A 13,221-nucleotide genomic window follows, 5' to 3' on the forward strand; every position below is an offset into this window, starting at 1 on the left:
GACCCACTCGACAATTTGTTGTTAAAAGAACACTTGTTGACATTCAGGTTACAAATCGCATCCAAAACTCTTTAGACTCTCCCCACGACTTTTAACGAGAATGATTGGATGCGCAGGTTTACCTTAGCCCTTGGCTTGATCTTTTGGCTCCCAACTCTAGCCAATGCCCAAAGTTTGCAAGACAAGTGGCAAACCCTGTATCAACTGAGCTGGCAATCATCCCCAATCCTAGTCTCTCAACAAGAGTTGGCTCAGTATCCGAAAGTTCTGCTTCATGAACGTAGCCGCTATCCTGATTTCAACCAATTCAGTTGGGACGACATCGCAGCGTTAGCGTCAATACAAGATCACTGCCGAGCGATTGAAAGCAATAACCCTTCATTAGATGATGCCATCGAGTTTGAGCTCGCTTTGTGTCAGCAACAAGCATTGGATTCCATTTGGTTTGCAGCACACTCCAAACGACACCCTGCAGGTGGCAGTTTTGCTGATCGTTATTTAGCCGCTTACCCAGATGTGACCGAGCAGATACGCCCATTTTTGAGTCTTACCAACCCGCAGCACCCTTTATATAACCAGCTAGAAAACCTAAGTGCACAAGGCAGAGAAGCACTGCTCAGTGGATACCGAGCTTGGCAACAGGACGATGTGCTTTGGTTAAGTGGCGAACAAGGCTGGAAAGCCATTCCCTTAAATGTTTGGCAACCTATTGCAGAGCGGCAAGAGGTGTCTTTGACGGGTGAAACCTGCACTTTTCGTTACAGCAACGTGTGCTTAAGCGAGCCTAGCAATGACAATCTGATCATGAAAACGTTGATCTTTACATTGCTGTTAACGTTGATTTCCGGCCTAGGTAGAGTCTTATACCTAAGAACAAAACAACGAAAAGAGAGGCAGTTCATTTTACAGCTTCTTACTCATGAACTGCGCACGCCAATTACTAGCCTAGGTCTAACCGTCGAAATGTTCAGAAACCGCTACGACGATTTTCCCGATGAGATCCAAGGGGCAGTTTGGCGTTTAATTTCAGACTATCAAAGGCTTTCTCAGCTCACCGAAAACAGCAAAGTGTATCTAAGTTCGGATCAGTCGGAGCCTTTGTTGAAGCAAAACGCATCATTGGAAGAGTGGCTCGACCATGTCTGCGAAAAGCACAATATTGCTTATCAATGTGAAGCAAGAGATGTTGAACTTAACCTGCCTTATTACTGGCTGACCATCTGTCTTGATAACTTAATCAAGAATGCTAAGCAGCATGGACAAGGTAAGGTTTTAGTTAAGATCTCCCTTTCAGATAAACTGAGAATAGAAGTACAAGATGAGGGTCACTTCCCCTCTTTGATACAACGACTTATTTCAAGAACAACACGGTGCGCCAATCACAAACAAGATAATATGGGCATTGGCCTGACTATTGTCGAACACTTGATGAAACAAGCGAATGGCCGTCTCATCATTCTCCGTAATCCAACTCGATGTATTTTGGAAATCGCTTATGAACACCCTACTGCTGATTGAAGACGACCAACTGCTTGGGCAAGGCCTCGTCAGCTTCTTTGAGTCCAATGGTTATCAATGCCTTTGGGTGCAAGATGCTCAGAGTGCCGGTAAGCTGTGGTTACGAGCCGATCTCGTGGTGCTTGATCGACAACTTGAAGACGGCGACAGCTTGCGACACTTGCCTAATTGGTTACTGATCAAAGCGCTACCTGTGATAGTGTTGACCGCCAAAGTTGAAGTTCAACAACGTGTTGAAGGTTTAATGGCAGGTGCCAAGGATTACGTGACTAAGCCATTTTCGAATGATGAATTGCTTGCTAGAGTCATTACGCAGCTTCGGCCGTTAGGTGTTAGCCATTTAGATTACGCAAATATCCAAATCAACTTGTCGGAACGGATCGCTTATCTGGATGAAAGCCCAATCACGTTGAAACCTAAAGAGTTTCAGCTATTAGTTTTGTTTGTTCAAAACCAAGGGCGCGTGTTCCACCGAGATGAGTTATTGAATAAAATCTGGGGTTATCAAGCCTTCCCAAGCACAAGAACCGTTGATAACCACATACTGCGTTTACGTCAAAAGCTACCAACGCTGAAACTAGAAACGCATCGTGGGGTTGGTTATCGTTTGGTTGGGGAATCACAATGAAAGTAAGCTTATTAACAACACTGTTCTGCACATTACCCTTTACAATGCCCTTTGCGTGTAATGCGGCTTGGTTTACAGACACGCCATTGCAACACACCTATCAATCACTGCTCGATGATCAACCGCAAGTGGCATGGCAAGAACTGCAAATCGCGCTTGATCAGGCAGAGCTTAATAGCCAACTTTGGCTACCCGTTAAACAAGAGATCCTGAGTCGGACTCAATGTGGAAGCACTCTTGAACAAAGTGCTACACCCAACAACCACATTCAAGTTAGCTTTATCAAGCGCCACGGTCTTTCATCACAAGGCTATCAGATCAAAGTGTCTGCGGAGCAACTCAACGAAGTGTTAGAAGATCAAACACAACGTATTTCTCTGGTCTCGCCTGATGGAAAAGTGGTTATCGAAGGACAACTCAATTCTGATGTCGAATATCAAGAGATTGAAACCAGTGAGATGCTCATCAAACCGGAATCGGGTGTTTATCAGTTAACGATAGGTTCGAACAACTACCCTATTATTGTTGCTTTAGACGACAACAAGCGATGGCTAACACTCGAAAGCAAACTCAACGACCCTCACATTGTGGTAACACCGCCTGAGATAATCGACAGCTGCCCAGACGCCAATGTCAGTTGGCAGTGGTTTGACGAAAACTACGATATGCTAGGTTTCAAGGTGCCAATCAAAACAACGCAAGCATCTCTTCCTACAGAAAGCCCAACCGGATCTGAAGCTAAACACTTGAGTGCATCGGTTGAAATGTTTGAATACCAAGGTGCGATTGAAATCCAATATGTACAGCGTGTCGCGATGCCTTTCTAAGTTAAGCTCGCTATACAATGGCATTAAACACCGAAGGGAAAAAATAGAGACATATAGGTGACAAAATACCAACGCGATTTGGGTGTAATGACCGTACTTACCCTTTACGGAATCTAGATATGGTCAACGTTCGTCATCAACTTAATTTTACGTCTTTTGCTATTGCAGCTCTATTCACGACTTGTGCGCTCTCGGCAAACGCACAAGATAATCAAGTCACTCTTATCAGCAATAGCCACACCAACAACATTAACGCCAGCAATATAGTGTCGATTTCAACAAAAACATTAGCGATAGATTGGAATGGCTTAAGTGTGAATAGCGCTGCTTTGACCGTTGATCGTCAACCTCAAAAAGTTACTCACCTAGTCATAGACTCAAAAACCAAGGCATCTTGGACACTCATGCCGAGTGGAATCAATGTTGAAGCTGAGTTGAAGGAACATAATCTTCTTGTCCAATTCACCTTACCTGAAAACACACAAGTAAAACGAAACCAACCCATTGAACTCGTTTGGTTTGACCTAGCAGAACAACAAACTCAGACTCTATTTCTGCCCTTTAGTGAGGGTATGCGCGTTCCTACCAACAATAAGCAGTGGGCCAATTACCTAGTCGACAACCATTCTGGAAGCAACACCACTCAAGACTTAAAAATGCCTTTTTGGACGGTACAACAGAACGATCAATTCATCAGTTATCAGATGATTACCCCAACCAACAACCAATTGTTCTTTTCTGATGTATCGTCGGATACGTCCTCTGATGAGAAGACCAAGATTGATATGAGCGCTTCACACCAATTTACAACGCTGAATCAATCACGGCCTTTTACGGTTCGGATAACACTTGGAGACTCTTGGTTAGATGGTGCTAAACAATACCGTGATTGGCGTATTGAGAATGGTCTCTCTGAATCGTTTGTCGAAAAGCAAAAGCGTAACCCAGATGTAAATAAGCTAATCGGCGCAAGCCACGTCTACTTGTTTGGTAAAGATGCTTTAAGTATCCAAGATGTGAGAGACTGGTGGGGATTAAAAGCCTGGTATCTCGAAGACTCTCAATTAAACATTTCAAGTGAAGCGAAGCGTGAGTTATCCCCTCTGTCTAAAGGCAAAGATTGGTTTAGCCAGTATCACAAACAACTGTTGTTGGACTCTATTAACCAGTCATTACAAAGCTTGTATCCTGTTGCAACGCCAACACTGCCTGATAACACCATAAAAGCTCAACACACCGCTGCTCAGAGCAAGAAAAGCTGGTTGATTAAGCATGCCTCTTCTTATCTCAATGCACCGGATACTTGGGGACAAGCCTTGTCATCAGGCATGGTCAACAATCTAAACAAAGCGGGCTTGAATAAGCTTTGGTTAGGTTTTGATAACTGGATGCCAGCATTCTATCAACCGAATGCAGTAGAACTGGCTAAGCAATCTGGTTATCTGGTTGGAACCTATGACTCCTACAACACAGCCATCCCTGCGAAGCTCAATGACAACTGGCTAACCGCCCAATTACCAAAACCGATGCGTGAAAGTTGTGCGATTGAAATGGCGGATGGCAGCCTAAAAAAAGGGTTTCGAGGAAACGGTTTTTACTTGAACCCGAATTGCCATTTGGATTATGTAAAACAGCGCGCCGTAGACATCATGCGTTTTGGTCACTTCAATAGCCTGTTCCTAGATGTTGATGCGACTGCGATGGCGCGTGAGGACTACAGCGATAATAGCAGTGAGACGGATATGCTTTCTGCCTTCAATAACCGAATGCAGTGGTTAAGCGATCAACCCGATTTGGTGCTTGGTTCTGAAGATGGTAATAGCCTGACGACAAAAGGCATCGCTTTTGCACACGGCTTAGAAACGGTCGGCTTTGGTTGGTCAGACAAAGAGATGAAAGAAGACCTACAATCACCTTATTACTTGGGTCGTTGGTATCCAGACCATAAACCTGACTTTTTCTTCAAGTCAGCTAAGGTCAAAGAACCCTACAAGTCATTGCTGTTTTCGCCTCAATATCGAATTCCGCTTTACCAAGCCGTTTTCCATGATGAAGTAATCAATACGCACCATTGGCACTCAGACAGCCTTAAGTTCACTAATGTACAAGCAGAAAGAGACTTAACCGCCATGTTGTACAACACACCACCGATGGTTCACTTGACCAGAGATGAAGCTTTATCAAGTTCAAGTCCAAGGATCAAAGCACTCAAACACTATCAAGATGGCTTTGAACCGATGCACGAACAGTTATGGGATAAACAGTTAGTCGATTTCGACTGGTTAGACAAAAGCGGCGAAGTTCAACAAACCGAGTTCAGTGACGGGAGTAAGATCATTGCCAACTTCTCTAACAAGGCATTTCGTTACAACGGTATCGATATTGCTGCCCTATCGGTCAAAGCTATATTGGCGAATGGGCAAGTCGTCGACTGGCAGCCCAATCATAGTTAGCTTCGATACGGTTTAGACAAAAACGAATAATAGGAAGCTTAAGCACTTATTTAACCGCTAATGTTCAGCCCGTTACTTGTGCTTCCTATTTTGAAAAGCAGTCAGTAGATAGTCGATAAAGACCTTCTTACGTTTCGGCATCAACTGTCTGTCTGCATACACTAGGCTTACTGAAACTTCTGGCATCTCATATTCAGGTAACAAGCGAATCAGCTTACCTGTCTTGAAGTGTTCCCGACAAATGAATTCAGGAAGCACCGCCAAGCCGAGCCCATCCACACACGCTGTTAGACATGCCGTGATGGTATTCACCCGCAACTGACACGGTAGATCGATCAAAATCGACTCACCGCCTTCTAATTGCAAATGCCACTTAGGTAGACGTGCCGCCTTGTTCACGACCTCAATCATCCTAAATGGAGGCTTAAGGTCATCGGGTGAAGAGATTTCACCGAACTGTTCTAAATACTCAGGGCTGGCTACCAATACACGCTTCGATGTTGTGAGGTAACGAGAAACCAAGCTCGAGTCCACTAGCTCACCAATTTGTGCGTAAAGATCGATCCCCTCCGCAATGATGTCGACTTCTCGATTCGACAGTTCTAAGTTCAAAGTCACGTTTGGGTGCTCTTTTAGGAAACTGTGGATGTATGTGGCTAATACTTGATGCCCCAATTCGACAGGCAACACAACATTCAACTGCCCTCGGATCAAATCCTGATTGGCAGAAACCTCTAACTCAGCTTGGTTCATGATCTCTTGCATCTGCATGCTCGACTGATAAAAGCGCTCACCCTCTGGCGTTAAAACTAAACTTCGTGTCGAACGAGTGATCAACCTCACACCTAGGTGCTGTTCCAGCTCGTCTAGCTTTCGGCTGACGGTCGACTTGGTCATGTTCAATGCTTCAGCTGCGTGCGTGAAACTCCCACAATCAACAACTTGTGTAAAAACAGTCACAGCATTTAAGTCCATCGTACTTCTCCCAAAGCCCTATTAGTAAGATTCATGCAACAGTGTTTCCCTTTTTTCCTATCTTATCAATCAATCGAATTCATTTACAATTCGTTACATCTAAATAAAAACAAAATGAGAAATAAAAAATGACAGAGAACAACAACGCTTCGCAATCAGTAAGCACAAAAAAACGTAAAAAAGCCCCGCTTATTGCTACTGCGATCATGCTGTCATTAGGCTTAGCTGGCGCTGGATATTGGTATGGCTATGGCCAGTACTTCGAGTCAACCGACAATGCCTACCTACAAGGCGACATCACTAATATAAGCCCGAAGGTGTCGGGTTATATTGTTAAGTCTTACGTGAGTGATAACCAATCGGTTAAACAAGGTGACTTGTTGGTTCAAATTGATGATCGTGATTACCAATCTGCACTTGCTCAGGCGAATGCGCATTTAAGCGTCGTTCAATCAAGCGTACACAACCTTATCGCTCAACAAACGTTACAACGTAGCCAAATAAATCAAGCTGAGAGCCGTGTTGATTCCGCACAAGCTGAATACGAGCGTGCAATCCAACAAGTCGTGCGTTCTCGTAGCTTATTAAAGCGTAACTATGCTTCGCAAGATGAAGTCGACAGCATGGTCGCACAACAAAAAGTCACCCAAGCAGAACTTGAAGAAGCAAAAGCAAACCTTGTCGCAAGTAATGATCAACTAATCGTGATTGCGAGTGAAATCGAACAAGCAAACGCATCCGTGACTGAAGCTCAAGCACAAAGAGATCAAGCACAACTTAACCTTGATTACACCAAGGTCTACGCGCCAGCGGATGGCGTGATTGGTAAACGTAGCGTCCGTGAAGGCTTGCTGATTCAAGCAGGCGCGCCATTGATGAGTTTGGTACCAAACAACCAAGTGTGGATTGAAGCTAACTTCAAAGAAACTCAATTAAGCGGTATTCATAAAGGCCAAACCGTAGAAGTCGAACTGGATGCCTTTCCGGGTCAACCACTTGAAGGCGTGGTAGACAGCTTCTCCCCTGCGACTGGCGCTAAGTTTGCGCTCCTACCACCAGAAAACGCGACCGGTAACTTCACTAAAATCGTTCAGCGTGTACCGGTGAAAATTACGATTCCAGATCAGCAAGAGTTGAAAGGTCGACTGCTCCCTGGTTTGTCTGTGGTAGCGACCATCGATAAACGAGGCTAGACCATGAGTAACACTGGTGTTGTCACCCAAACAAATGATGATGACGAGGTTTCGAGACGCCATTGGATCGCCCTTTTTGGCGGCTTAATCGGCGCGTTTATGGCGATCTTGGATATTCAGATCACCAACTCGTCTCTCAAAGACATTCAAGGTGCGCTGTCTGCCACCTTGGATGAAAGCTCGTGGATCTCTACGTCTTACCTAGTCGCAGAGATGATCGCTATCCCACTCAGTGGTTGGCTTTCTAAAGCGTTCGGTAAACGCCGTTATATCACGTGGACGACGGCCATCTTCACCATTTCATCTTTGCTGTGTTCATTCTCTTGGAATATGACCTCAATGATCGTGTTCCGAGCGATGCAAGGTTTTAGTGGTGGCGCTTTAATCCCGCTTGCTTTCTCGCTAGTGATTCAGCTTTTGCCTGTCAACAAGCGTGCCGTGGGTATGGCATTGTTCGGCGTAACGGCGACGTTTGCTCCGTCTATTGGCCCAACGTTTGGTGGCTGGTTAACAGAGAACTTCTCGTGGCACTATATTTTCTACATCAATATTCCGCCCGCTCTACTCGTGATCACCATGATCCGATATGGCTTAGACGATGAAAAGCTCGACCTTGGCACGCTGAAAAAAGCGGACTGGTTTGGTATCGCGACCATGGCGTTAGGGCTCGGTTGTTTGGAAGTCGTGCTAGAGGAAGGTAACCGTGAAGAGTGGTTCAGTTCGAGCTTCATCATAGGCTTGAGTATTGTGTCTGCAGTGAGCTTAGTTTACTTCGTGATAAACGAACTCCAACACAAAAAGCCATTGGTGAATTTGCGGCTATTGCGGGATGGGCAATTTGCTATGTCTTGTATCGCCTATTTGATTCTAGGGATGGCATTGCTCGGCTCTATCTATGTGCTGCCAATGTATCTCACTCAAATTCAGCAATACAATGCGATGGAGATTGGTGAAGTCTTGATGTGGATGGGTTTCCCACAGTTGTTGATATTCCCAATCGTTCCTAAGCTGACGCAAATCATTAAGCCTAAGTACTTAGTGACCTTTGGTTTCGCGATGTTTGGCTTCAGTTGTTACGTGAATACACATATGACGATTGATTTTGGTGGCCAACAGTTGATCTTGTCCATGGTTCTGCGCGCTATCGGTAGCCCGTTTATTATGGTTCCGCTGTCTTTGGTTGCGATGAAAAACATCAGCAAAATGGACACGCCTGACGCTTCGACCTTAACCAACGTAATGCGAAACCTAGGGGGTGCTTTTAGTATCGCGATTATTGCTACGTTGTTAGATAACAAAACGCGCGAGCATTTGGCGCATATCAAAGAGTCGCTGCCTTCAGTTAGCCAATTGGGTTGGCAAACGCTCAAAGATCAACAAGCGTTCTTTATTCAATCAGGAAGTGATGCCGCAACGGCGATGCAACAAGCGCAAGCTAGCCTACTTGGCACAATGCAACGTGACGCTGCCATTATGGCTTACAACGATGTGTTCTTAATGATGACGGCGTTCTTGGCTCTAGCTGCAGTATTGATTCTAAATATGCGTGATTAGCGCTAGAGTTTTGTTTAATAAAGCTTCAAGAAAAGAACAACATTTCGAATAAAAACTCGAACAATAAAACAGAGAGGTTAGCTTACCGGCTTGCCTCTTTTTTATTTCTAAAACACGTATAACCCAACGAAAATCAGGTAAAAGTAACCTGCGTTTGAAGTCTTTCATAAATGTTATCGAATACTCCTTAATTACCAATAGTTTATTGAGTGTTTGTCTGTGATATTGGCACCTTGACAATGTGCAACTTGACACCTAAATTAAAAATAACATTTGGTATTGAGGAAAATGGATTTGACCTTACCACCTGACCTACGAGTTTTAATTGTCGACGACTCCAAGAGTGCAACTATTCTTATAAAGCAGCAACTCTCGAGCTTGGGCATTGCACATGATTGCATCTTTATTGCGACCGACTATCGACAAGCAATTAAAGCGGTCGAGACTCACTCTTTTCATGTACTCCTCATCGATTACCACCTAGAGCAATTCTTCACGGGCTTTGAACTTTTGGGTATTCTGTATCGAAATAGGCTCATCGACCATACGGTTGCGACAATTTTACTCTCTGGAGATATGCGTCAAGAAACGGTATTAACTGCCCTGTCAGGCGAGGCACACCATTTCGTTTCTAAACCGATTCATACTCAGAGGTTAGGTAAAAAGATCCAAAGTGCTGTGTCCATCTCGAAGAAGCTGACACAACTGAACGAGTTATATCCGATCACCAGTCAGGATAAATTGGCTCAAGCATTAGCGGTCTCGCCTAATGGCACTAGCGTTCAATTCGAAGCGACACTGATTGAACATTTAATTTCAGGTAAGAATTGGCAATTGCTCTCTAGCGTCATTAACAACTCGAAAACCAACATGCACCCGACAAAACTGGTTGCTGAAGCTCTGATTCTCGACAGTTTAGGCAAACAGGATCTAGCCATAGATAAGCTCCACAACTTTCTGATCGCGCAGCCACTCTCATTGAGCGTCATTGATTGCTTAAGCTGTATCTACGAAAAACATAAGATGCTGCTTCCTGCTCTGAAATTAGCGATTCGTGCATTTGAGATGACACCAAGTATCAGCCATCGTGCAATCAGGGCGATTGACTTGGCTGAGAACGCAGACAACACACGTATGATCATAAAGTTAGGTGAGATGTATGCGACCCATATTTCAGCTGCTGACATTGATGTCATTCACTCCATTTGTGCGCACTTTAATTCGTTAAAAGCGACTTATCAGCGCGAGACGCAACTAAAGTACAAACGTATTTTGCTTGAGCACGCCAACCAATTCACCGAATTAGTAAACCTGAAACTTCCGGTAAAACAACAGCAGCAGGTTTTAGCCAGCCTTGCCCTGTTTCAGAGCAGTATCTTGCTGATCGAAAATAGCCCTCAGGTTGCCCACAAAAAAGTGATTAGAGCTTCAACGCTGTTAGCGAATAATTTCCACAGCCAACCAACTTACTTGCTCGCTCAACTATTACCACTGCTCGTCCATTTTGGGGAGTACTCTCTTTATCACTTAGCAGTGGAATGTCTAAAATCTCGTGGAGAAGCAGTAAACCACAAACTTGAGTCCAAAAATGTCGACCCTTCAACTTGTATAAACATTGAAAACTTTGGGTCAATACAGGAATTAAAAGACTATATTCACAGTTACCCATATTCAGTTGCCGCCAAACTTGACTATATATATGCCGTTCATAAAGCTCATATAGATGAAAAACTTAGCGACGACTATTTAAGAGAAATTTTACAGTTAGAACTTCCTCCAAAATGGAATCAATGGATTAGTGATTCATTAAGATCTGGTTTTTCGAGTAAGCCGCCTAGCCCATTTTCAACATACAGCCAACAGGAGTCTATATGCTAGATATCGATGCCTTAAATGCCTACTTAGATAATGACAGAGAAATAATCTTCGCTGTATTGTCTGTGTATCAAGAAGACCATGGCAATTCATTAGAAGAGATACAAGAACTGGTACAGCAACAAGATTGGGGCAAGCTTCATTTTATCGTACATACATTAAAAGGCATATTAGCCAGCTTCGGCGAAGAAACAGCTACAGCGGCCTTAGAAAGAGTCGAGCAAAACACATCCAATAAACTAGCACCTCAAACGGATGACCTTTCGGTTATCTACAGCGAAGTAAAAATCATCAATCAACAAATCGATGATGTGCTCAGCACTTATTAGTCGATAGAACTAAGAGTTACGTGGTGAAACTTAGTAGCCAAAGGAGTTGAGGTATTTGGAAACATTGAACCTCGACTCTTGTCATTTTCTCTCTCAATGATATAGCTAATCCACGCCTATAAATTCATGGTATTTATCTAGATAAGCTCAAACATAGCAACACTTTATAGACCTCCTACATACATGTCTTGAACAAAAAACCGTCACACTCGATGGGATGCAAAATAGTTAAATATTTGTAGATTTTTTTGTGACATAAACATACGAAATTGCATTTTATTTATTGGTAAAGAAGAAACTGTTACCTACACTTAAATGAAACCAAGTGTTATTCACCTGGTGACATAATAATAAAATAAATAAAACGTTCAGTCGGCTAGATAAGGACAAGGAAATGAACAATGACAATTTTGCTGCGTTTCAGGGGCTCACGAATGAAACTCCCATTAAAGAATCATTTTCAACTGCTACAGAACCTTATGCTCACTATCTAAAGGATATCGTGGGCATTGATCTGTTATCGCGTGAAGATGAATTGTATTACGCAAAGTTGAATCGTGCGGGTGACAAACATGCACGTGACATCATGATCGAATCGAATCTACGCCTCGTTGTAAAAATCGCAAAAAGTTATCTAAAACGCAAAGGCAACAACTTCACACTGCTCGACCTTATCGAAGAAGGGAATATTGGCTTAATCAAGGCCATCGATAAGTACGATCCAGAACCCGGCTATCGTTTTTCCACTTATGCTGTGTGGTGGATTCGCGAAAATATTGAAGCGGCCTTAATGAATAAAGGTCGTACCGTTCGCTTACCTGCTCATGTGTGTAAAGAAATTAATAGCCTTGCATCAAAGAAGCTCGATGTAAGCAAAAAAATGCGCAAAGAAATCTCGATCTCAGAATTATCGAATAGCTCAGGCGTAAAAGCTGAACGTGTCGATCAACTGGTTGCGTTAAGCGGGTTTATTGACGTAACAACGACGGTTGGTATCAGCCACGCACCACTTGTACTTGAACAGTGCGAAAGTGAATACATCCCCGATCCTCAACAAGACTGTGAAGACCAATCATTTACACATGCGCTAGAGCAGATCATAAACACACTGCCACCTAAATTGCAGAAGGTTCTTATTCACCGTTTTGGTTTCTTCGACAACAAGGTGAAAACACTGTCTGAGGTTGGACAAATGTTGGATGTGAATGTCTCTAATGAGCGAGTTAGACAGATGCAGAAAGAAGCGGTCGAGAGGATTCAAAAACGACTGAAATTTGATGGTTGGGTCTAAGTCGCACCTGTATAGAATTAGGTGAAAATAACGGTCAGTAAAAACTGTAACGTTAAGTAAAGAAAGAACCTTAAGGGTGAGCCTCAAAGCTTGCCCTTTTTGTTTGCCTACTTTCTTAGCAAACTTGAGTCATCATAAGCGCTCAAAACAAGCAATCATAGTCAGCGAACCCAGGCTGCGTTTAATCACCTTAACGAAGTGGCTCTTTCGCTGCGTAGAATGAGGTAATTAACATAGGTGGTTTCAAGGCAATCTTGTTCCCACAAAGATAGGATACGCTTAGTGGCAAAGTAATAGTCTTTGTTCCTCAATAACATGCCAACCGTGCGGCTAAGTTTCTCAAATCGAACTTGGTCGCTTGCCGCAATGTAATCGTCATCACTTTGAATAATGGGAGCCAAACCATCGGCAAACCAATTATTTAGAATTTCTCGCATCTCCAATTCAGACTCAGGAACATCCACACTCGACAACTCACGATGTTGAGGTGGTGGTACGATGTATTTCGACGCTTGTGGCGAACTGACATATCGATACATGTCGTCCCTCCTTTTAATTAACTCTTCTAATAATTAAGG

At 43.6% G+C, this 13,221-nt stretch carries 11 protein-coding genes; 9 read left to right on the forward strand and 2 right to left on the reverse strand.

Annotated elements, in window-relative coordinates; genetic code table 11:
• Positions 1–108 precede the first annotated feature (108 nt).
• From AB4513_RS01335 to AB4513_RS01350, 4 genes are all read left to right on the forward strand, one after another.
• Positions 109–1,518 carry a DUF3404 domain-containing protein gene (locus AB4513_RS01335; protein ID WP_032555017.1) on the forward strand — a complete coding sequence of 470 codons (1,410 nt, stop codon included), beginning with the start codon at positions 109–111 and terminating at the stop codon, positions 1,516–1,518.
• Positions 1,496–2,146: a response regulator transcription factor gene (locus tag AB4513_RS01340; protein ID WP_032555016.1), complete on the forward strand. Its 651-nt coding sequence runs from the start codon at positions 1,496–1,498 to the stop codon at positions 2,144–2,146. Before AB4513_RS01335 ends, AB4513_RS01340 begins: the two co-directional genes overlap by 23 nt.
• Positions 2,143–2,973, forward strand: a complete 831-nt coding sequence (locus AB4513_RS01345; protein ID WP_032555015.1) for a DUF2861 family protein — start codon at positions 2,143–2,145, stop codon at positions 2,971–2,973. The genes AB4513_RS01340 and AB4513_RS01345 overlap by 4 nt, the downstream gene beginning before the upstream one ends.
• Positions 2,974–3,092: 119 nt before the next feature.
• The gene (locus AB4513_RS01350; protein WP_102257631.1) at positions 3,093–5,426 is read left to right on the forward strand and encodes a glycoside hydrolase; all 2,334 of its coding nucleotides are present in this window, start codon (positions 3,093–3,095) and stop codon (positions 5,424–5,426) included.
• Positions 5,427–5,498: 72 nt separating this feature from the next.
• Here the strand turns inward: AB4513_RS01350 and AB4513_RS01355 are convergent, their stop codons facing one another.
• Positions 5,499–6,401 carry a LysR family transcriptional regulator gene (locus AB4513_RS01355; protein ID WP_017097897.1) on the reverse strand — a complete coding sequence of 301 codons (903 nt, stop codon included), beginning with the start codon at positions 6,399–6,401 and terminating at the stop codon, positions 5,499–5,501.
• A gap of 128 nt (positions 6,402–6,529) precedes the next feature.
• Between AB4513_RS01355 and AB4513_RS01360 the strand changes: the two genes are divergently transcribed.
• The 5 genes from AB4513_RS01360 (at position 6,530) to AB4513_RS01380 (ending at position 12,643) form a co-directional block, all read left to right on the forward strand.
• Positions 6,530–7,594, forward strand: a complete 1,065-nt coding sequence (locus AB4513_RS01360) for an HlyD family secretion protein (protein ID WP_009844998.1) — start codon at positions 6,530–6,532, stop codon at positions 7,592–7,594.
• 3 nt (positions 7,595–7,597) lie between these two features.
• A complete protein-coding gene (locus AB4513_RS01365; RefSeq protein WP_032555013.1) occupies positions 7,598–9,148 on the forward strand; it encodes a DHA2 family efflux MFS transporter permease subunit in 1,551 nt (516 codons plus the stop codon).
• A 288-nt stretch (positions 9,149–9,436) separates the two neighbouring features.
• Positions 9,437–11,026 carry a response regulator gene (locus tag AB4513_RS01370; protein WP_102257630.1) on the forward strand — a complete coding sequence of 530 codons (1,590 nt, stop codon included), beginning with the start codon at positions 9,437–9,439 and terminating at the stop codon, positions 11,024–11,026.
• Entirely contained in the window at positions 11,020–11,352 is a 333-nt protein-coding gene (locus tag AB4513_RS01375) for an Hpt domain-containing protein (RefSeq protein ID WP_009844988.1), read from the forward strand. Before AB4513_RS01370 ends, AB4513_RS01375 begins: the two co-directional genes overlap by 7 nt.
• 394 nt (positions 11,353–11,746) lie before the next feature.
• The gene (locus tag AB4513_RS01380; protein ID WP_017099449.1) at positions 11,747–12,643 is read left to right on the forward strand and encodes an RNA polymerase sigma factor RpoD/SigA; all 897 of its coding nucleotides are present in this window, start codon (positions 11,747–11,749) and stop codon (positions 12,641–12,643) included.
• Between the two features lie 185 nt (positions 12,644–12,828).
• Here the strand turns inward: AB4513_RS01380 and AB4513_RS01385 are convergent, their stop codons facing one another.
• Entirely contained in the window at positions 12,829–13,182 is a 354-nt protein-coding gene (locus AB4513_RS01385; protein WP_012600731.1) for a hypothetical protein, read from the reverse strand.
• Between the last annotated feature and the right edge of the window lie 39 nt (positions 13,183–13,221).

Origin of the sequence: Vibrio sp. 10N.222.54.E6, from assembly GCF_041473955.1 — a bacterium.
Taxonomy (GTDB): domain Bacteria; phylum Pseudomonadota; class Gammaproteobacteria; order Enterobacterales; family Vibrionaceae; genus Vibrio; species Vibrio tasmaniensis_A.